18 protein-coding genes are annotated in these 20,054 nt (G+C 69.7%); 12 read left to right on the top strand and 6 right to left on the bottom strand.

What is annotated here, in order from left to right; translation table 11 throughout:
• Nucleotides 1-76 precede the first annotated feature (76 nt).
• Genes ACTJKH_RS02875 through ACTJKH_RS02860 form a run of 4 tightly spaced genes read right to left on the bottom strand, consistent with a single transcriptional unit; the run spans nt 77 to nt 4,238 of the window.
• Complete coding sequence (locus tag ACTJKH_RS02875) at nt 77-1,087, bottom strand: hypothetical protein (protein ID WP_440735676.1); 1,011 nt, start codon at nt 1,085-1,087, stop codon at nt 77-79.
• On the bottom strand, nt 1,084-2,316 hold the full coding sequence (locus ACTJKH_RS02870) for an ATP-binding protein (RefSeq protein ID WP_440735675.1): 1,233 nt from the start codon (nt 2,314-2,316) through the stop codon (nt 1,084-1,086). Before ACTJKH_RS02870 ends, ACTJKH_RS02875 begins: the two co-directional genes overlap by 4 nt.
• Entirely contained in the window at nt 2,306-2,968 is a 663-nt protein-coding gene (locus tag ACTJKH_RS02865; protein ID WP_210098444.1) for a response regulator transcription factor, read from the bottom strand. Before ACTJKH_RS02865 ends, ACTJKH_RS02870 begins: the two co-directional genes overlap by 11 nt.
• Before the next feature lie 40 nt (nt 2,969-3,008).
• Nucleotides 3,009-4,238: a class I SAM-dependent RNA methyltransferase gene (locus tag ACTJKH_RS02860; RefSeq protein WP_440735674.1), complete on the bottom strand. Its 1,230-nt coding sequence runs from the start codon at nt 4,236-4,238 to the stop codon at nt 3,009-3,011.
• 23 nt (nt 4,239-4,261) lie between these two features.
• Between ACTJKH_RS02860 and ACTJKH_RS02855 the strand changes: the two genes are divergently transcribed.
• Together ACTJKH_RS02855 and ACTJKH_RS02850 are read left to right on the top strand one after the other, a co-directional pair.
• Complete coding sequence (locus tag ACTJKH_RS02855) at nt 4,262-4,900, top strand: Maf family protein (protein WP_440735746.1); 639 nt, start codon at nt 4,262-4,264, stop codon at nt 4,898-4,900.
• A gap of 78 nt (nt 4,901-4,978) precedes the next feature.
• Nucleotides 4,979-6,745, top strand: coding sequence for an acetyl/propionyl/methylcrotonyl-CoA carboxylase subunit alpha (locus tag ACTJKH_RS02850; RefSeq protein WP_440735673.1), 1,767 nt, complete (start codon nt 4,979-4,981; stop codon nt 6,743-6,745).
• A 63-nt stretch (nt 6,746-6,808) separates the two neighbouring features.
• Here ACTJKH_RS02850 and ACTJKH_RS02845 read toward each other — a convergent pair whose 3' ends face one another.
• Nucleotides 6,809-8,263 carry an NAD(P)H-quinone dehydrogenase gene (locus ACTJKH_RS02845; protein ID WP_194285947.1) on the bottom strand — a complete coding sequence of 485 codons (1,455 nt, stop codon included), beginning with the start codon at nt 8,261-8,263 and terminating at the stop codon, nt 6,809-6,811.
• 48 nt (nt 8,264-8,311) lie between these two features.
• Here ACTJKH_RS02845 and ACTJKH_RS02840 point away from each other — a divergent pair, with 48 nt between their 5' ends.
• Genes ACTJKH_RS02840 through ACTJKH_RS02830 form a run of 3 tightly spaced genes read left to right on the top strand, consistent with a single transcriptional unit; the run spans nt 8,312 to nt 11,081 of the window.
• Nucleotides 8,312-9,145 carry a purine-nucleoside phosphorylase gene (locus ACTJKH_RS02840; RefSeq protein WP_440735672.1) on the top strand — a complete coding sequence of 278 codons (834 nt, stop codon included), beginning with the start codon at nt 8,312-8,314 and terminating at the stop codon, nt 9,143-9,145.
• A complete protein-coding gene (locus ACTJKH_RS02835) occupies nt 9,142-10,812 on the top strand; it encodes a phospho-sugar mutase (protein ID WP_440735671.1) in 1,671 nt (556 codons plus the stop codon). The genes ACTJKH_RS02840 and ACTJKH_RS02835 overlap by 4 nt, the downstream gene beginning before the upstream one ends.
• Before the next feature lie 5 nt (nt 10,813-10,817).
• Nucleotides 10,818-11,081 carry an HPr family phosphocarrier protein gene (locus ACTJKH_RS02830; RefSeq protein WP_259161910.1) on the top strand — a complete coding sequence of 88 codons (264 nt, stop codon included), beginning with the start codon at nt 10,818-10,820 and terminating at the stop codon, nt 11,079-11,081.
• A gap of 9 nt (nt 11,082-11,090) precedes the next feature.
• Here the strand turns inward: ACTJKH_RS02830 and ACTJKH_RS02825 are convergent, their stop codons facing one another.
• Entirely contained in the window at nt 11,091-13,013 is a 1,923-nt protein-coding gene (locus ACTJKH_RS02825) for a BglG family transcription antiterminator (RefSeq protein ID WP_440735670.1), read from the bottom strand.
• Nucleotides 13,014-13,182: 169 nt separating this feature from the next.
• On the opposite strand from ACTJKH_RS02825, the gene ACTJKH_RS02820 reads away from it, so the two are divergent.
• The 7 genes from ACTJKH_RS02820 (at nt 13,183) to ACTJKH_RS02790 (ending at nt 20,050) form a co-directional block, all read left to right on the top strand.
• Complete coding sequence (locus ACTJKH_RS02820; RefSeq protein WP_210098451.1) at nt 13,183-13,500, top strand: PTS sugar transporter subunit IIB; 318 nt, start codon at nt 13,183-13,185, stop codon at nt 13,498-13,500.
• Nucleotides 13,497-13,778: an HPr family phosphocarrier protein gene (locus ACTJKH_RS02815; protein WP_210098452.1), complete on the top strand. Its 282-nt coding sequence runs from the start codon at nt 13,497-13,499 to the stop codon at nt 13,776-13,778. The genes ACTJKH_RS02820 and ACTJKH_RS02815 overlap by 4 nt, the downstream gene beginning before the upstream one ends.
• 56 nt (nt 13,779-13,834) lie before the next feature.
• On the top strand, nt 13,835-15,460 hold the full coding sequence (gene ptsP / locus ACTJKH_RS02810) for a phosphoenolpyruvate--protein phosphotransferase (protein ID WP_440735745.1): 1,626 nt from the start codon (nt 13,835-13,837) through the stop codon (nt 15,458-15,460).
• Nucleotides 15,457-16,986, top strand: a complete 1,530-nt coding sequence (locus ACTJKH_RS02805; protein WP_210098454.1) for a PTS mannitol transporter subunit IICB — start codon at nt 15,457-15,459, stop codon at nt 16,984-16,986. The genes ptsP and ACTJKH_RS02805 overlap by 4 nt, the downstream gene beginning before the upstream one ends.
• 67 nt (nt 16,987-17,053) lie before the next feature.
• The gene (locus ACTJKH_RS02800) at nt 17,054-17,485 is read left to right on the top strand and encodes a PTS sugar transporter subunit IIA (protein WP_210098455.1); all 432 of its coding nucleotides are present in this window, start codon (nt 17,054-17,056) and stop codon (nt 17,483-17,485) included.
• A complete protein-coding gene (locus tag ACTJKH_RS02795) occupies nt 17,485-18,642 on the top strand; it encodes a mannitol-1-phosphate 5-dehydrogenase (RefSeq protein ID WP_440735669.1) in 1,158 nt (385 codons plus the stop codon). Before ACTJKH_RS02800 ends, ACTJKH_RS02795 begins: the two co-directional genes overlap by 1 nt.
• Nucleotides 18,643-18,742: 100 nt before the next feature.
• On the top strand, nt 18,743-20,050 hold the full coding sequence (locus ACTJKH_RS02790; protein WP_440735668.1) for a flavin-containing monooxygenase: 1,308 nt from the start codon (nt 18,743-18,745) through the stop codon (nt 20,048-20,050).
• Nucleotides 20,051-20,054: the final 4 nt, after the last annotated feature.

Below are 20,054 nucleotides of genomic sequence, written 5' to 3'. Positions count from 1 at the left end.
GATTCGCCGCCCCTCGCCCACTCTGTCTGACCTCGACTCTGACCTCCTCCCCCGGCCAGAGCCGAGGGCAGGGGCTTCATCCCTCTGCGGGCTCCCGGGGGATCTCGTGCCAGACGTCGACCGCGTCGTCGTCGCTCGGTCCGCCGGAACCTCCACGCCCGACCACCGTCACCGCCGTGACCGGATCACGCGCCGCACGGATGATCCAGCGCTCGGCGACGCCGTCGCGGAGCACGCGTGCGAGCTCGTCTCGGATCACCGCCCGGCGGGCCTCATCCACGTCTGCGAGCCCGCCCTCGTCGAACACCGTGACCGCTGCTCCCCGTCGCCGCGCATCCTCGATCGCATCCCGCACCGAGTCGTTCAGCAGGTCCGCACCCCGCAGTTCGTCACGGAGGCGCCCCTCTGCGAGGCGTGCGTGAAGCCTCTCCTCATCATCGAGCCCACCGCGCGATGCGACGACTCGACTCAGCACCGGCCCCGCGACGGCGAGAGCGAACTGCGTGCGAAGACGCCGTTCCCTCTGCCGCACCTGCTGCGTCGCATGCCAGGCGGACACTGCCTGCTGGATGCCCGCGAGCCGCTCCGTGTCGCGCACGGCACGATCCCAGAACATCACCAGGAGGTGGGCGACGGCGACCCACATCAGCGAGCCGACGAGGCCGAGCGACAGCGCCACCACCAGCCCGAGGAAAGCCGCGGACGCGACGACCAGGACGAGCACGATCAGCCAGCCGATCACGAATCGCCGGCGCACCACGCACACCACGCCCAGCAGCCCGAGCGCGCCGATGTACCAGGTCGCGAAGGGTGCTGTCAGCGTCACCGATTCGAGCGAGAGCGTGACGAGCACCGGGATCAGCACGCTCGACACGAGTGCGGCGAGGGCGACCCACAGAGGCATCCGCACCGACGATGCCGACTCCCACAGGATCGCCGCGTTCACGACGACGAGGTAGAGCGCGATCGCCGCGACCATCAGCAGGGGGCCGGTGGGCTGCTCGATCCACCAGACGCCTCTGGCGGCGAAGTACATCGCGAACCCCACGGCGAGCGAGGTCGCGACACTGCGTACGGTGCGGTTCACGGGCGCTCCCACCCCAGCGTCACCGTCGTGCCACACTCGCTCGAATCGATCTCCGCCGTGCCCGCGACACCCGCCATGCGCGCGAAGATCGATGCCTTGATACCGAGGCGATCGGCCCCGATCGCCTCGATGTCGAATCCGGGGCCGGCGTCGGAGATCGTGACGGTGATGCCCTCGTCGCCTCTGCCCTCGGCGATGATGTGCAGTCCCCGCCCGTTCGCGTGCGTCACGGAGTTCCCGAGGGCCTGGCGCGCCGCGAGCACGAGCGCGCGGGCCGCGCGTCCGGGGATCAGACCGATGCCGCCCCGTTCCTCGACGATCGCATCCGCCCCGATCTCGGACAGCGCCCGGCGGAGCTCGATCACGATCTGCGCGGCACCGACCGGCTCATCACTGCCCTCCTCGGCCACAGCGGCCTCGGTGTTCGCGAGGCGGGTCAGCGCCTCACGCGCCATCCCCACGGCGAGGTCCTGCGCCCGTTCGCCCTCCGCTCGCTCCGCGGCGATCAGCGCGGCGAGCACGCTGTCGTGCATGAGCGCCGACATCGCCGCGCGTTCCTCCTCCGCCGCGGCCGCCGCGGCCGCCGACGCGTAGGAGGCGACAGCCCGCGCGCGCGCCTCGTCGACGCCGGAGGCGACCGAGCGGAACATCCAGCCCAGCGAGATGATCACGATGCCGAGGATCAGGGTGAACGACACGTCGAATGCCGTGGTCACCCAGAAGTCGCGCGAGAAGGCGCCCTCGACGAGTCGGACGTAGCCGTACACGAAGGGGAGCCCCACGGCCCAGGCGAACTGGAGCCACAGGGGGAACGCGAGCATCGCCGCGACGACACCGACGTTGACGAGGAAGAAGATCCAGGGCTGGTTCGCGGCGTTGCCCACGGGGTCGACGAAGCTCGGCCACGCGGCGAGCGCCACGACGTAGATGATGGCGAAGGCGCCGGAGGCGATGCGCACCCCTCGCCCGACGATGCACGCGATCAGCATCAGCGCGAGCGGGATGAAGACCGCGAGCAGCATCGCGATCCGCGCGGCATCCGACCACGACATCGTCGTGATGCCGGCGATCAGCGCCTGCGCGCCGAGGATCCCCGATCCGATCGCGACGACGGTCGCGAGGATCCGCTCCATCCGCTTGCCGGTGAAGCGCTCGTACTCGGTCTCCACGCCGCCCGGAGAGGGAATCCTGCTCCAGGCTTCACGGATGCTGAGCGGGTCAGCGGGCACTCGGGGCACCGTCGGCTTCGACGATGCCGTCCTCCATCGCACGGCGAAGCAGGTCGACCTTGGTCGGCGCGGGGCGCCCCACCTCGACGTACTTCACCCTGATCCGGGTGATGTTCTCCTTGGCGGTCGAATAGGCGACCCCGAGTCGCTCCGCCACGGCCTTCAGCGGCAGGCCCGCCGCGTAGAGGCGCAGCACATCGCGCTCACGCGACGACAGCTGGGCGTCGGCGAAGTCGCGATCACCGTCGACGGCACTCGCCCACTCCACGTTGTTGAGCGCCTCGCCGTCGGCGACCGTGCGGATCGCGTCGAGCACGTCGTCGAGCGCCGAGGACTTGCTGACGACCCCCGCGGCTCCGGCGGCCAGAGCTTCGCGCACGGCAGCCGGTCGGTCTGCGACGCTGTGGATCACGACGCTCGCCCCGTCGGCGACGAGCGAACCGACGTTCTCGGTGACGGTCGTGCCGTCACCGAGCGTGAGATCGAGCACCACGACGTCGGCCGGCGGCGCGGACGTCGCAGACCGCCATTCGAGATAGGAGACGACGGTGCTGCCCGAGAACACGACGGTCTGCGCGCCGTCGCGAGCGCACGCGGCCTCGAGACCGAGACGGACGGATTCGTGATCGTCGATGAGTGCGACCCTGCTCATCCGTCCAGCCTAGTGATTCCCCCGGGTCGGAGATCGCCCGTCAACGCGTGAGCAGCGCCACGACCTCGAAATGATGGGAGTGCGGGAACAGATCGAACCCGCGGAGGGTGCCCACATTCCACCCGTGCTGGCGGAAGGTGCCGAGGTCGCGAGCGAGTGCCACCGGGTCGCACGCGACGTACGCGATCGCCTCGGGCGCGAGAGCGTGGAGCGCGTCGACGACGGCGCGCCCGGCACCGGCCCTCGGCGGATCCAGGACGACTGCGCCGGCGCTCGTGCCCGCGGGGATTCCTGCGAGGTAGCGGTCGACGCGCGCGGTGACCGCGCCGACGTCGAGCGGAGCGAGGTTCTGCCGGGCATGAGCCGTCGCGCGCCTGCTGGACTCGACCGTGACGATGTCGGTGCCGCCGAGGTCTGCGAGCGAGGCGGCGAAGAGCCCGACGCCTCCGTACAGATCGAAGTGCTTCTTCTCGGGGTCGACGTGACCGTCGAGGATGCCGTAGACGGCCCCGTCGAGCACGGATGCGGCTCGCGGATGCACCTGCCAGAATCCACCGGCGTCGACCTGGAAGCGTCGATCGCCCACCTGCTCGTAGACGACCTCGGGCGCGGGGCGTCGACCCTGCCCCCGTGCGGGGCGCTCGTCGAGCCGCTCGCGTCGGATGACCCGCACCGAGCCGTCGCCGGGTTCGACCAGATCCACACTGCCCGGCTCGCCGCCGGCGAGCGCGAGCGCGGCCCGGGCGATCGACGGACGCGCCAGAGGATGCGACTCGACCGGGATGACTCGGTGACTGCGCGCGGCATACGGGCCGACCCGGCCCTGGTCGTCGACATGCAGGGTGACCCTGGTGCGCCATCCGGTGCCGTCTGTGGAGTCGACCGCCTCGATCTCGGGGGCCTCGATTCCTGGCCCGGCGAACCGGTCGAGCGCCTCGGTCAGGACCTGACGCTTCAGCACCCGCTGGTGGGCGAGGTCGATGTGCCCGAGGTCCGCGCCTCCGGGGCGATCTTCCGGTGCACGCGCGACGTCGGCCTCCGACCAGATGTGCGCCCGGCGGTGCGGCGACGCGTCGAGGACCTCGACGGTCTCCGCACGCCAGAAGCTCTTCGAGTCATCGGTCGAGTCCTCGGTCAGCCGCGCACGCACGCGCTCGCCCGGGATCGCATCGGAGACGAACACCACTCGTCCTTCGTGGCGGGCGATGAACGTACCGCCGTGCGCGATGCCGGTGATGTCCAGATCGAGCAGGGCTGGGGAGGAAGTCATCCTTCGAGGATACGGTGGTGCACATGCGCGTCTGCCTCGCCTCCACCTCGCCCGCCCGTCTGATGCTGCTGCGACAGGCGGGAATCGAACCGCTCACACAGTCACCGGATGTGGATGAGGATGCCGTGGCCGCCGCCGCCGCGGCAGAACGCGGGGCCGAGCTCGCTCCCGCCGAGCTGGTGCTTCTGCTGGCCAGGGCGAAGGCGGCGGCCGTCGCACACGACCTCGCGGCGGCCGGCGAGTTCGACGGGATCGTCATCGGCGGAGACTCCATGTTCGAGATCGGCGGCCGGGTCTACGGAAAGCCGTACACGCCGGAGGAGGCGACACGCCGCTGGCACGAGATGCGCGGCGCCACCGGCATCCTGCACTCCGGCCACTCCGTGTTCCGGGTGTCGCCGGGTGCCGCCCCCGTGGAGGCCACCGCGACCGCCGAAGCATCGGTGGCCTTCGCCGCAGACATCACGGATGCCGAGATCGCCGCCTACGTCGCATCAGGCGAGCCCCTGCATGTCGCGGGCGCTTTCACGGTCGACAGCCTGGGCGGAGCCTTCATCACCCGTGTCGACGGCGACCCGTCGACCGTCGTGGGCATGTCGCTGTCGACCGTCCGTCGTCTGACAACGGGTCTCGGCGTCGCGTGGACCGACCTCTGGTCGTAGGGTCTCGTCGACGTTTCTCCCTCTTTCTTGTGGAGAGTCGTCAAAGGGATCGACAGCCTTCTCGCTAGGCTGGCAAGCATGCCTGATATCGCCAAGGTGCTCATCGCCAACCGCGGCGAGATCGCCGTACGCATCATCCGTGCCACTCGTGACTCGGGGATCGCCTCGGTCGCCGTGTACGCCGACCAGGATCGCGACGCTCTGCACACCCGACTCGCCGACGAGGCCTTCGCCCTCGGCGGAGCCACGAGCGCCGAGACCTACCTGCAGATCGAGAAGATCCTCTCGATCGCCCGACGCGCCGGCGCAGACGCCGTGCACCCCGGGTACGGCTTCCTCGCTGAGAACGCCGAGTTCGCGCGTGCCGTCATCGGCGCGGGCATGACCTGGATCGGCCCCTCGCCCGACGCCATCGAGGCGCTCGGCGACAAGGTCACTGCCCGTCACGTCGCCGAGAAGGTGGGCGCCCCGCTCGCCCCCGGCACCCCCGGCCCCGTCGCCGGAGCAGACGAGGTCGTCGCCTTCGCGGAGGAGTTCGGTCTGCCGATCGCCATCAAGGCCGCATACGGCGGCGGCGGACGCGGCCTGAAGGTCGCGCGCGAGCTCGACGAGGTCGCCGAGCTGTTCGAGTCCGCGACCCGCGAGGCCGTCGCCGCCTTCGGCCGCGGCGAGTGCTTCGTCGAGAAGTACCTCGACAAGCCGCGCCACGTCGAGACCCAGTGCCTGGCGGATGCCGCGGGCAACGTCGTCGTCATCTCGACGCGCGACTGCTCGCTGCAGCGTCGCCACCAGAAGCTCGTCGAGGAGGCACCGGCGCCGTTCCTCACGGACGAGCAGAACGACCTGCTGTACTCGGCATCCAAGGCCATCCTCAAGGAGGTCGGCTACGTCGGTGCGGGCACCTGCGAGTTCCTGATCGGCGCCGACGGCACCGTGTCGTTCCTCGAGGTCAACACCCGCCTGCAGGTCGAGCACCCCGTCTCCGAAGAGGTCACCGGCATCGACCTGGTGCGCGAGCAGTTCCGCATCGCGGCCGGCGGCACCATCGACTACGACGACCCGAAGCCGACCGGCCACTCGATCGAGTTCCGCATCAACGGTGAGGACCCGGGTCGCGGGTTCCTCCCCCAGCCCGGACCCATCCACGTCTTCAAGACGTTCGGCGGCCCCGGCATCCGTCTCGACTCCGGTGTCACCGCCGGCGACTCCGTGTCGGGTGCATTCGACTCGCTGCTCGCGAAGATCATCGTCACGGGCAAGGACCGCGCCGAGGCGCTCGAGCGCTCACGCCGCGCTCTCGACGAGTTCGAGGTCGCAGGTCTCCCCACAGTGATCCCGTTCCACCGCAAGGTCGTGAACGACCCGGCCTTCACCGCCGAGAACGGCGAGTTCGGCGTCTTCACGCGCTGGATCGAGACCGAGTTCGTGAACGACATCCCCGCGTGGGACGGCGAGCTCGAGTCGCCCGCCGCGGCCGAGAACCGCCACACCGTGGTCGTCGAGGTGGCAGGCAAGCGCCTCGAGGTCAGCCTCCCCGACCGCGTCGCCGTCGCCGCAGGAACCGCGGGACGACCGGCCGCCGTGCCGCCGTCCCGTCGCAGCCACGCGACGTCCGTCAGCGCCGGTGCGTCCGGCGACGCGGTGAAGTCGCCCATGCAGGCGACCGTCGTCAAGGTCGCCGTCGAAGAGGGGCAGCAGGTCGTCAAGGGCGACCTCGTCGTCGTCCTCGAAGCGATGAAGATGGAGCAGCCGCTGCAGGCGCACAAGGACGGCGTCGTGGGCAACATCAGCGCCGAGACCGGGGCGACCGTCTCGGCCGGGCACCCGCTGCTCACGATCAGCTGACACCTGTCCTCAGACGAGAAGAGGCGCCNCACGCGGGGCGCCTCTTCTCGTGCAGCCGGTGGATCAGGAGATCTTCGCGTTGACGAGGTGCATCGCGCGGCTGGCATCCGTGATGCTGCTCGACAGCGACGGGTACGCCGCGAACACACGCGACACCTGATCGACGGTGAGGCGTCGCTCGACCGCGACGGCGATCGGGTAGATCAGCTCGGATGCCTTCGGTCCGACGATCACACCGCCGATCACGGTGCCCGAGCCCTTGCGGGCGATCAGCTTCACGAATCCGTCCTTGATGCCCATCATCTTCGCGCGCGGGTTCGCCGCGAGCGGCAGCTTGTAGACGAGCCCGTCGGCGACGCCGTCCTCGACGTCCTTCTCGGAGTAGCCGACCGTGGCGATCTCGGGAGCGGTGAAGATGTTCGAGGTGATCTTGATCAGCTCGAGCGGGATCACGATGTCGCCCAGCGCGTGGAACACGGCCGTGCGGCCCTGCATGGACGCGACGGAGGCCAGCGGGAAGAAGTTCGTGCAGTCGCCGACCGCGTAGACGTTCGGCACCGACGTGCGCGCCACGCGGTTCACGCGGACGTGACCGCTCTCGTCGAGTTCGACTCCCGCATCCTCGAGGCCGATGCCCGCGGTGTTGGGGATCGATCCGACGGCCATGAGGCAGTGGCTGCCGTCGACGGTGCGCCCGTCGGACAGGGTCGCCGTCACGCCGTCCTTCGTGACCTCGACCTTCTCGGCTCGGGCCTTGGAGAGCACCGTCATGCCGCCGCGCTTGAAGACCTTCTCGAGCACGCGCGCGGCATCCTGGTCCTCGCCGGGAAGCACCTGGTCACGGCTGGACACCAGAGTGACCTTGGCGCCGAGGTTCATGTAGGCGGAGGCGAACTCGGCACCGGTCACGCCGGACCCGACGACGATGAGGTGCTCGGGGAGCGCCTTCATGTCGTACAGCTGCGTCCATGTCAGGATGCGCTTGCCGTCGGGCTTCGCGGAGTCCAACTCACGCGGCGACGCGCCGACGGCGACGATGATCGTGTCGGCCTCGATGCGGTCGAAATCCGTACCACCGTGACCGGTCGAGACGATGATCGCGTTCGGCCCCTCGAGGCGTCCGTGTCCGGACAGGATGCGCACGCCGGCTTCGAGCAGCGCAGAGCGCATGTCCTCGGACTGCTGTCCGGCGAGGGCGATGAGTCGCTTGTTGACGGCGGCGAGGTTGATGGCGATCTCGGGCTTCAGCGGCTTGCCGTGCTCGCCCTTCGCGTAGAACTGCACACCCAGGTCGGATGCCTCCGAGATCGCGATGGCCGCATCGGCCGTGGCGATCAGGCTCTTCGAGGGGACGACGTCGGTGAGGACCGCCGCGCCGCCGACGCCCACGCGCTCGACCAGGGTCACCTCGGCTCCGAGCTGGGCGGCGGCGAGTGCCGCCTCGTAGCCGCCGGGACCGCCGCCGAGCACGGCGACGCGCTGAGTGCGCTCAAAAGGGGTGGAAGACATGATCTCCATTCTTCCGCAATCCTGGCCCCCGAGCCTGCACCTTCCTAGAGTGGATCCATGTCCGAAACACACAGCAACCCCCTCGACGACCCGAATGCGAACCCGTTCGAGGTCGCAGCCGACGCAGCCGCCGACATCGCGCGCCTGACCGGAGTCGAGAAGCACGACATCGCCCTCACCCTCGGCAGCGGCTGGGGCAAGGCAGCCGACATCATCGGCGAGACCACAGCGACCATCCCCGCCACCGAGGTCACCGGATTCTCGAAGCCCGCTCTCGAGGGCCATGTCGGGACCCTCCGCAGCATCCGCACCCCCGACGGCAAGAACGTCCTGGTCATCGGTGCCCGCACCCACTACTACGAGGGCCACGGCGTCCGCCGTGTCGTGCACTCGGTCCGCACCGCCGCGGCCACGGGGGCGAAGATCATGGTCCTCACCAACGGCGCCGGCGGCGTCCGCGAGACGTGGACTCCCGGTCAGCCCGTGCTCATCAGCGACCACATCAACCTCACGGCCGACTCCCCGCTCGAGGGCGCGACCTTCATCGACCTGACGGACCTCTACGCGAAGCGCCTGCGCGACATCGCGCGCAGCGTCGACCCCACCCTCGACGAGGGCGTCTACACGCAATTCCGCGGCCCGCACTACGAGACCCCGGCCGAGGTGCAGATGGCCAAGCACATCGGCGGCCACATCGTGGGCATGTCGACCGCGCTCGAGGCGATCGCCGCCCGCGAGGCCGGCATGGAGATCCTGGGCTTCTCGCTCATCACGAACCTCGCCGCTGGCATCCAGAAGACGCCGCTCAGCCACGCCGAGGTCATCGAGGCCGGCCGCGAGGCGGAGCCGGTGATCTCGGCTCTGCTCGCCCGCGTGGTCGAGGCGCTGTGAGCGACGAGCGCCTCGCACAGGCCCGCGCCTGGATGAGGCAGGACCCCGACCACGAGACCCGCGACGAGCTCGCCGCGGTCATCACCCGCGCGGCGGACGGCGACCAGGCGGCGATCGCCGATCTCGACGACCGCTTCAGCACCCGGCTGGCCTTCGGGACCGCCGGGCTCCGCGGCGCGCTGGGGGCCGGCAGCAACCGCATGAACCGCGTTCTCGTCGCCCAGGCCGCGGCCGGCTTCGCGTCGTACCTGCGCGAGCGGGCACAGGGCGGCACGCCGACCGTGATCATCGGGTACGACGGGCGCCGCAACTCGCGGGTGTTCGCCACCGACTCGGCCGAGCTGTTCGCCGGCGCCGGCCTCCGGGCGATCCTGCTCCCCCGCCTTCTGCCCACACCGGTGCTCGCCTTCGCGGTGCGGCACCTCGGTGCGGATGCCGGCGTCATGGTCACCGCCTCGCACAACCCGCCGAACGACAACGGCTACAAGGTGTACCTCGGTGGCGCGGACCAGGGTTCGCAGATCGTCGCACCCGCGGATGCCGCGATCGCGGCCCACATCCAGCGGATCGCGGACGCGGGTGACATCACCGTGCTGCCCCGGTCCACCGACTACGCGACGGCCGGAGAAGACGTCGTCGACGCGTACGTCGCGGCGACCGCCGCCGTCGCCGCCGCCCCCGCATCCGCCGCGGACATCCGATGGGTGTACACGGCGATGCACGGGGTCGGCTGGGAGACGCTCTCCAAGATCGTGAAGGCCGCGGGCTATCCGCAGCCGATGGTCGTCGGGGAGCAGCTGAAGCCCGACGCGACGTTCCGCACCGTGTCGTTCCCGAACCCCGAGGAGCCGGGGGCGATGGACCTCTCGTTCACCCGCGCCCGCCGCGTCCAGGCGGACTTCATCCTCGCGAACGACCCTGATGCCGACCGCCTCGCCGTCGCGATCCCCGACGCTTCGTCGGAGAACGGCTGGCGCCGGCTCACGGGCAACGAGGTCGGGCTCCTGCTCGGCGCCCGCGCCGCGCGCGCGGCCGAGGGCACGCCCGGCGCCTCACTGGCGTGCTCGATGGTCTCCTCCCCCGGTCTGGGCGCGGTCGCCGCGCACCACGGCCTGGACTTCCACGAGACGCTCACCGGCTTCAAGTGGATCTCGCGGGCTCCGGGCATCGTGTTCGGATTCGAGGAGGCCCTCGGCTACCTCGTGAACCCCGAGACCGTGCGCGACAAGGACGGCATCTCGGCCGCGGTCGCGATCCTCGGGCTCGCGGCCGACGCCCATGAGCGGGGCAAGTCTCTCGCGGATCTTCTGAGCGAGCTCGGTGACACGTACGGGCATTTCGCCAGCGGTCAGGTGTCGGTGCGCGTCGACGATCTCTCGGTGATCGGCGCCGTGATGCTGTCTCTGCGCACGCTGCCGCCGTCGCAGTTCGGCGGACACGCCATCGCGTCGGCGGAGGACCTGCTGCATGCCGAGGCGGGACAGCCGTCCGGGGATGTGCTGCGCTACCGCCTCACCGACGGATCCCGGATCATCGTCCGCCCCAGCGGTACCGAGCCCAAGCTCAAGGTCTACATCGACGCGAAGGCCGAATCGGCTGCACGCGCCGCCCAGATCGTGCACGAGCTCGAGGCCGCCGTGCGGACCCTCCTGGAAGAACGCTCGTAGATCGCATGCCGAGAAGACACGTCGTCATCAGCGCGCACAACGGGGTGCACGCGCGCCCCGTCGCCGAGCTGGTGCGCGTCGTGCAAGCGCACCCGCATGCGGTGACCCTGCGCACGTCGTCGGGCGCGGTCGTGGACCTCAGCAGCGTTCTCGCGCTGATGGACCTCGCACTCGCGCCCGGCGACGCCGTGGTGCTCGAGACCAGGGAGTCGCAGGATGCGGATGCCGTGCTCGACACGCTGGCCGGAGTGCTCGACCCGCGGATCTGAGCGACCGGGTCAGCCGTCGATCACCGCGACGAGCTCGTCGAGGAACGCCTCGAAGCTCGTGCCACGGCGCAGGATGCGCTGCACGCTGTCGCGCTCGCTGAACACCTCGACGAGCTGCTCGAAGACGGTCTGGAATGCGGCACGGTCGCTCTCGCTGAACGCGGCGAGGGCGACCACCTGCACGCGCCCCTCCCCCCATGCCGCCGATCCGTCGGCGACGCCGATCGCGATCGCCGTGCGCGTCGCCGTCATCTGCAGGGCGTGAGGCACCGCGAGGGCATCCGTGAACGCGGTGGACGACATCCGCTCCCGGACGATCGTGTTCTCGACGTAGTCCTCGCCGATGAGGCCGGCCTCCACGAGGAGTCCGCCGAGGCGACGGATGATCGCCTCCTCACCTTCGTCGGGGAGCGGGTAGACGAACGCGTCGGCATCGAAGTAGCGGGCGAGTTCGGCGCGCAGACGGGTCAGCCGTCGGCCCCGCCTGACCCGCGCCGCCGCCTGCTGGATGCGATCGACATCGGCATCCGTGAGGAACGGCTGGATGCGCACGAACCGATCGCCGGTCGCGCCCGGCTCGATCGTGCTGAGTACGAGGTCGGTCTCGAAGGAGGCCCAGTCCGGGTCGACGTTCGTGACGACGCTGGTGACCTCGATCGCCGATCCCAGCGAACGGTCGACGCTGGAGCGCAGCAGCTCATGCAGCTCGTAGTAGCCGGGGCACACGATCGTCGCCGTGAGGATCGACTCGGCTTTGCGACTGCGCTCGAGCCGTCCGCCGACGTGCATCGCGATGTAGGCGATCTCGTCGTCGTGGATCGGCGTTCCGAGACGGTCGTGCAGGCCGCTCGCGATCGACACGGCCACCTCGAAGATCATCGGATACGACGTCTTGAGAGAGCGCGTGAGCGGATTCCGGGTGAGGGCGCTCTCCTCGGCGCGGCGCAGCAGGTTCTGCACGTGCAGGGCAAGGCGCAGCACGAAGGTCTCATCGACCAGGTCGACCTGGAAGTCGTCGGCCGCTCTCGTGATCTCGGCGCGGACGGCTGCCTCGACGTCCGGGTCGACACCGCTGCGAGCGACGTCACCCGCGGCGTCCTCTCCCGGCGCGACGATGCGGGTGAGCACGAGAGACGCGAGGTGGCCGCTGTCTCCGTCGCCGAGCGCGACGGAGAAGTGCTCCTGGGCGAGGCGGGCGATGACCGCACCGACCCTCGGGATCTCCTCCCTCGCGCCGGTGGGCCCGGCCTCGAGAGCATGCCCCGCGGCGACCCGCTCGGCGGCGATCGCGATGTGGAGCAGCACGTCCGAGATCGCGAGCTCGTTGACGTAGTAGCCGAGTTGTCCGAGTTCGCGCACCAGCTCGGACTTGAAGGGTCCGACCGAGCGCGCGGCGACGGCGCTGCCGGAGAGTGCTCGGCGGAAGGTCTCGGGGTGGAACGACGCGGCATCCATCTCGTCGTGCGCCAGCCGGCTGAGGAGTCGACGCTGCGCCGTCTCGTTGCCTCGCAGGCGCACGATCTCGCGATCGCGCTCGAGGGTCAGCTCGGTGCCGTCGAGCAGGCCGCGGACCCGGGCGAGGTCGGACTCGAGCGTCGCCTCGCTGACGTGCAGCTCACCGGCCATCTCGAAGACGTCGACGCCCTGCGGCACATCGAGCAGAGTGCGGACGATGCCGTGCAGCCGATCCCGCGGCGCCGACTCGCCTCCCTGGCGGGTGCGCAGCGCATCACGCGCCGCTGACCCCGCGCGATAACCGGCCGGTCCCGACTCGACGGCATCCGCACCTCCCGTGCGGGCGTTCAGCGCCACGACATACGAGCGGATGCTGCGCGGGGTGACCCCGAGCTGATCGGCGAGGCTCGCGGCCGTCGCCCAATCGCCCTGTCGGAGGAGGGTCGAGAGGAGCTGGTCCTGGCGCTGACGCGACATGATCCTCCCCCTCCTCCGTGCCGACTGCACTGTCCTGACGTGACTTCCATGATGTCAGTAAGCGCGTGGCCCCGCTCCGAAACCGATGTTCCGCAGGGGCGGAAAGGAACCTGTTGGCGAGAGCGAGCGCCAGTTCCCAGACTGTTCTCAGGAAAGGTAGTGGGCATCGATGAAGATCCTCGTGGTGTGCGGCGCCGGCGCGTCGAGCACATTCGTCGCACAGCGACTGCGCAGAGCAGCCTCCGACGCCGGTCTCGAGTGGGACGCGGCGGCCGGCATGGAGTACTCGGTCACCGGCGGCGATCACGATCTCATCCTCGTCGGCCCTCACCTCGCCGACCGTCTCGACGCGATCCGTGACGCGACCCTCGTGCCTGTGGCCGTCCTCCCGGAGGACGTCTTCGCCGACCGCGACGGCACCCGCACTCTCGCGCTCGCCCGCTCGATCCTCGCCGACGCCAGGACCACCCCGAAAGGAACATCATGACCGTCTCCCGCACCGTACGCATCGGCTCATCCCACGGACTCCACGCCCGCCCCGCGAAGCTGTTCGCACAGGCGGCCAAGGACTCCGGCATCCCGGTGACCATCGCGAAGGACTCGGGCAAGGCTGTCAACGCGGCCAGCATCCTCGGCGTGATCGCCCTCGCGATCGAGCACGGCGACTACGTCACCCTCACCGCAGACGGCGACAGCGCCGAGAACGTGCTCGACACGCTCACCGAGCTGCTGACGACCGACCATGATCAGGACGCCGGCGCGTGAGCGAGCTGCGAGGAGTCGGCATCGGTCTCGGCGTCGCCCAGGGCGTCGTCGTGCGGATGACCGAGGCGCTGCCCGCTCCGGACAACACACCCAGCACGCAGGGCGTGGATGCCGAGCGCGCCAGGGTGCGTGAGGCGGTCGCCGCGGTGGCTCAGGAGCTGACCGCCCGAGGCGAGACGGCCGGTGGCTCGGCGCAGGAGGTGCTGGAGGCTCAGGCGATGATCGCCGAGGACCCCACACTGCAGGACGAGGTCGACGCCAGGATCGATGACGGCGCCACCGCCGAGTGGGCCGTGCACGATGCGTTCGCCGGCTTCCGCGCGACGCTCGAGGCGGTCGGCGGCTACCTCGGCGAGCGCGCGGCCGACCTCGACGACATCGCCCAGAGGGTGCTCGCCCGTCTCCGCGGCGTCGACGCGCCGGGCGTGCCCGACCCCGGGCATCCGTTCGTCCTCGTCGCCCGCGACCTCGCTCCGGCCGACACGGCTCTGCTGAACCTCGACCAGGTGCTCGCCCTCATCACCTTCGACGGCGGGCCCACCTCGCACACGGCGATCCTCGCCCGCGAGAAGGGCATCGTCGCGATCGTCGGCGCCGCCTCGGCATCCGCTCTCACCACCGGCCAGTCCGTGATCGTCGACGCGGCCGCCGGCATCGTGACGCTGGATCCGACCTCTGACGAGAAGGAGCGCGCCGAACAGCGCGCCGCCGCCCGACGCTCCGCGGACGACGCTCCACTGACTCCCGGCGCCCTCGCCGACGGCACGCTGATCCCGCTGCTGGCGAATCTGGGGAAACCTGCAGACGCATCCGATGCCGTCGAACGCGGGGCTGAGGGCGTCGGGCTGTTCCGCACCGAGTTCCTGTTCCTCTCGTCGGCCCAGGCGCCGACCGTCGAGCAGCAGCGCGAGTCGTACCGCGAGCTTCTCGCGGCCTTCCCGGGCAAGAAGGTCGTCGTGCGGATGCTGGATGCCGGGGCAGACAAGCCTCTGGCCTTCCTCAACGACGCGCACGAGGAGAACCCGGCGCTCGGGCTCCGCGGCCTGCGCGCCCTCCGCGCGAGCGAGGACATCCTGCGCGAGCAGCTGACCGCTCTCGCCGAGGCGGATGCCGCGACCGAGGCCGACCTGTGGGTCATGGCGCCCATGGTCGCGACCGTCGAAGAGACCGAGTACTTCACCGCGCTCGCCCGCGAGTACGGCCTCAAGACCGCCGGCGTCATGGTCGAGATCCCGTCCAGCGCGCTGCTCGCCGACCGGATCCTCGCGCATGCGGACTTCGCATCGATCGGCACGAACGACCTGACGCAATACACGATGGCCGCCGATCGCATGCTGGGTTCCGTCGCCGGATTCCAGGACCCCTGGCACCCGGCTGTACTCCGACTCGTGCGCGAGGTCGGTGCCGCCGGCCAGCGCCTCGGCAAGCCCGTGGGCATCTGCGGTGAGGCCGCCGCCGACCCGATGCTCGCGGTCGTGCTCGTCGGCCTCGGCGCGACGAGCCTCTCGATGGCCCCGTCCGCGCTCGCGGACGTGCGGCACACGCTCTCCACCCGAACCCTCGACGAGGCCCGCAACCTCGCCGAACTGGCACTGGCTGCAGACGACGCCGCCGGAGCCCGCCTCGCCGTGGCCGATGCCACAGCAACCCTCCCCCCTCACCAGAAAGAGACGACATCATGACGACGACGTCACCGGCCGCCACGAAGGCAGGCGGCCTCCGAACGGGCGTGCAGCGCTTCGGCACGTTCCTGTCCGGAATGATCATGCCCAACATCCCTGCGCTGATCGCGTGGGGCATCATCACGGCGTTCTTCATCCCTGTGGGCTGGACGCCGAACGACCAGCTCGCGACGTTGGTCGGACCGATCATCCACTACCTGCTGCCGATCATCATCGCCTACACCGGTGGAACGATCGTCTACAAGACCCGAGGTGGCGTCGTCGCGGCGATCGCCGTCATGGGTGCCATTGCGGGATCGGACTACCTGATCGCCCAGGTGAACGCGACCCTCCCGGACGACAACCAGCTCGGCCAGATCCACATGTTCATCGGCGCGATGATCATGGCTCCACTGGCTGCGTACACGATGAAGTGGCTCGACTCGCTGTGGGACGGCAAGATCAAGTCGGGCTTCGAGATGCTCGTGAACATGTTCTCGGCCGGCATCTGGGGCTTCGTCATGGTCGTCATCGGCTTCTACCCCGTCGCATGGCTCGTGAACGGGCTCATGAACGTCCTCTCCACCGCCGTGAACTGGCTCGTAGAGACGAACCTGCTTCCGCTCACCAGCATCCTCATCGAGCCGGCCAAGGTGTTCTTCCTGAACAACGCGATCAACCACGGTGTGCTCACGCCGCTGGGCACGCAGCAGGCGGCGGAGGACGGCAAGTCGATCCTGTTCCTGCTCGAGGCCAACCCCGGCCCCGGCGTGGGTCTGCTGCTCGCGTTCACGCTGTTCGGCATCGGCGCTGCGCGCGCCTCCGCTCCGGGCGCCGCGGTCATCCAGTTCTTCGGAGGCATCCACGAGGTCTACTTCCCCTTCGCGCTGATGAAGCCCGTCCTGATCCTCGCGCTCATCGCGGGTGGCATGACCGGCGTCACCACGAACATGCTGTTCGGAACAGGTCTGATCGCTCCAGCCGCGCCGGGAAGCATCATCGCGGTGCTCGGGCAGACCTTCCGAACGGACTATCTGGGAGTGATCCTGTCGGTCGTGCTGTCTGCGGCCGTCACCTTCATCATCTCGATGCTGATCCTCCGCGCGAGCCGCAAGAAGGATCTGGCCAAGGAAGACGCGTTCGCCGCAGCAGTGGCACAGACCGAGGCCAACAAGGGCAAGTCCTCGGACGCGCTGAGCGGACTCGCCGCGGGCGCGGCAGCCACCGGCGCAGGCGTGGCCACCGACCGCCGTATCGCGAACATCGTGTTCGCCTGCGACGCCGGCATGGGCTCGTCGGCGATGGGCGCGAGCGTCCTGCGCAACAAGTTCAAGAAGGCCGAGATCGACGGCGTCACGGTCACCAACCAGGCGATCGCGAATCTCGACGGCAGCGCCGATCTCGTGATCACGCAGCAGCAGCTGACCGACCGCGCGAAGGCGCAGTCGCCGAACTCGATCCACGTGTCGGTCGACAACTTCATGAACTCTCCGAAGTACGAAGAGGTCGTCGAGATGGTGCGCGAGCAGCGCGACTCCGACGCGTGACAGACCGGGCGGGGCGGGTGCCACGGCATCCGCCCCGCCCCCACATTCTCAGAAAGAAGGAATCACCATGAGCGTTCTCACCCTCGGCCAGGTCCGCATCCACGCAGGCTCCGCCACCCAGGAGGCAGCACTCCAGGAGGCGACCGACATCCTCGTGTCTGCCGGTGCCGTCACTCCCGCCTACGTCGACGCGATGCGTCAGCGCGAGGCGACCGTGTCGACCTACATGGGCAACGGCCTGGCGATTCCGCACGGCACGAACGACACGAAGGATGCGATCCTCGGATCCGCCCTTTCGGTCGTGCGCTACGACGGAGGCGTCGACTGGGCGGGTGAGCCCGCGACGTTCGTGGTGGGCATCGCCGGTCGCGGCGACGAGCACCTCGAGATCCTCTCGCAGATCGCGATCCTCTTCTCCGATGAGGATGACGTCGCCAAGCTGAACGCCGCGCAGACCCCGGACGAGCTGTACGCACTCCTCTCGGCGGTGAACGACTGATGAAGGCCGTCCACTTCGGAGCGGGCAACATCGGCCGCGGTTTCGTCGGCCTGCTGCTGCACGAGGGCGGCTACGAGGTCGTCTTCTCGGACGTCGCCGACGCCCTGGTCGACGCGATCAATGCGGTCGACTCGTACACCGTGCACGAGGCCGGTCCCGGCGGCACCGATCACGTCGTGACCGGGTTCCGCGCGGTCAACAGCAGGACGGACCCGGATGCCGTCGCCGACGAGGTCGCGACCGCCGACGTCGCCACCACCGCCGTCGGGCCGACCGTGCTCCGTTTCGTGGCTCCGACGATCGTCGAGGGCCTTCGCCGACGCTCCCCCGATGCCGCCCCTCTGCAGGTCATGGCGTGCGAGAACGCGATCGGCGCGACCGACACCCTTCGCGGCGAGATCGAGAAGGCGGCCGGAGCGGATGCCGCCGAGCTGCTCTCGCGCGCCGTGTTCGCGAACACGGCCGTCGACCGCATCGTCCCCGGCCAGCCCGCGGACGGCGGCGTCGACGTCACGGTCGAGCCCTACTTCGAATGGGCGATCGAGTCCGGCGGCTTCGGCGGCACGCTGCCGAGCATCCCCGGTGCGCACTTCGTCGACGACCTCGCTCCGTACATCGAGCGCAAGCTCTTCACCGTGAACACGGGACACGCGGCCACGGCGTACTTCGGTGCCCGCGCCGGCATCGAGCGCATCTCGGATGCCCTCGCCGACCCCGACATCGCGGCTCGCGTATCGGCGGCCCTCGAGGAGACCTCCGCGGTCCTGGTGGCCGAGCACGGGCTCGACCCCGCCGACCTCGCCGAGTACCGCGCGACGATCCTCGACCGGTTCCGCAATCCGTTCCTCGTCGACACCGTCCAGCGGGTCGGTCGCCAGCCGTTGCGCAAGATCTCTCGACACGAGCGGTTCATCGGACCCGCCGCGATGGCCGCCGAGCGGGGGCTCTCGACCATCGCCCTCGTCGGCGCCGTCACCGCAGCACTCGAGTTCGAAGAGCCCGACGACGAGCAGGCCGTCGAGCTGCAGGAGCTCCTACGCACCGAGGACGCTCTCGCGTTCACCTCGCGCGCGACGGGCCTCGACCCCGAGCATCCGCTGTTCCCCGCGATCCGCGACGCGGTGGTCTCGCGCCAGACGGCACTGCACGCCTCCTGACGAACGGCCGGCGGCCGACCGCCGCTCGCTCTCTCCTGCGCCCCCTGCCGATACGATCGGCAGGGGGCGCAGGAGCAAGCACGGAGAGGTGCGAGGCAGCATGAGCAGGTACGCGATCATCGGCGCAGGACCGTCTGGGCTCGCCGCCGCGCGGGCTCTCACCAGACGCGGTATCGGCATCGACGGCTACGAGGCCTCGCGCGGCGTCGGCGGGCTGTGGGACATCGACAACCCCCGCAGCACGATGTACGAGTCCGCGCATCTGATCTCGTCACGCACCACGACCGAGTTCGCCGAGTTCCCCATGCGGACGACGGTCGACTACCCCGGTCACCGGGCACTGCGGCAGTACTTCGAGGACTACGCCGAGCACTTCGGCCTGACCGGTTCGTTCCGGTTCGAGACGACGGTCACCCGACTCGAACCGCGCGACGGCGGCTGGGATCTCACCAGCGTGAGTCCAGACGGCGAGCACACGCAGTGGTACGCGGGGGTCGTGCTCGCGAACGGCACCCTCGCCCGGCCGAACATCCCGACCTTCACCGGCTCCTTCAGCGGCGAGTCGATGCACACCAGTGCCTACAAGTCGCCCGCGCAGCTCGCCGGCAAGCGGGTTCTCCTGATCGGCGCAGGCAACTCCGGGTGCGACATCGCGGTCGATGCCGTGCACCATGCCGCCTCTGTCGACATGAGCGTGCGGCGCGGGTATTATTTCGTGCCGCGCTACCTCTTCGGCAGGCCGAGCGACACCCTGAATCAGGGCCGCCCGCTGCCCGCCCGTCTCAAGCAGGCCGTCGACAGCAGGGTGTTGCGGGCCTTCACGGGCGACCCCGTGCGCTTCGGCTTCCCGAAGCCCGACTATCGCATCTACGAGTCGCACCCGATCGTGAACACAATGGTGCTCAACCATCTGGGCCAGGGCGATCTGCGCATCCGGCCCGACATCGACCGCTTCGACGGACCGACCGTGCGTTTCCGCGACGGCACGGCCGACGACTACGACCTCGTGCTCCTCGCGACCGGCTACACGCTGGACTACCCGTTCGTCGATCGGAAGCACCTCCAGTGGCAGGGTGCCGCTCCCCGACTGTTCCTGAACGTCTTCCCCGCCTCGTTCAACGGCCTGTACGTGATGGGCATGATCGAGGCCTCGGGCATCGGATGGCAGGGCCGCTACGAGCAGGCTGACCTTCTCGCCGGCTACCTGGATGCCGTGGAGCACGACGCGACGAACGCGGCACGCTTCCGCGAGCGGGTGACCACCCAGCCGTGGCCCGACCTCACCGGCGGTTACCGGTACCTGGGTCTCGATCGGATGGCCTACTACGTGAACAAGGACGCCTACCGAGGTGCCGTGCGTCGCGAGCGGCACGCGCTCGAGAACCCCGCGCCGCGCAGTCGCGGGTGATCGA

The organism is Microbacterium sp. 22215 (assembly GCF_052045655.1).
GTDB classification, from domain to species: domain Bacteria; phylum Actinomycetota; class Actinomycetes; order Actinomycetales; family Microbacteriaceae; genus Microbacterium; species Microbacterium phyllosphaerae.
This window is presented reverse-complemented; position numbering and strand designations above follow the sequence as displayed.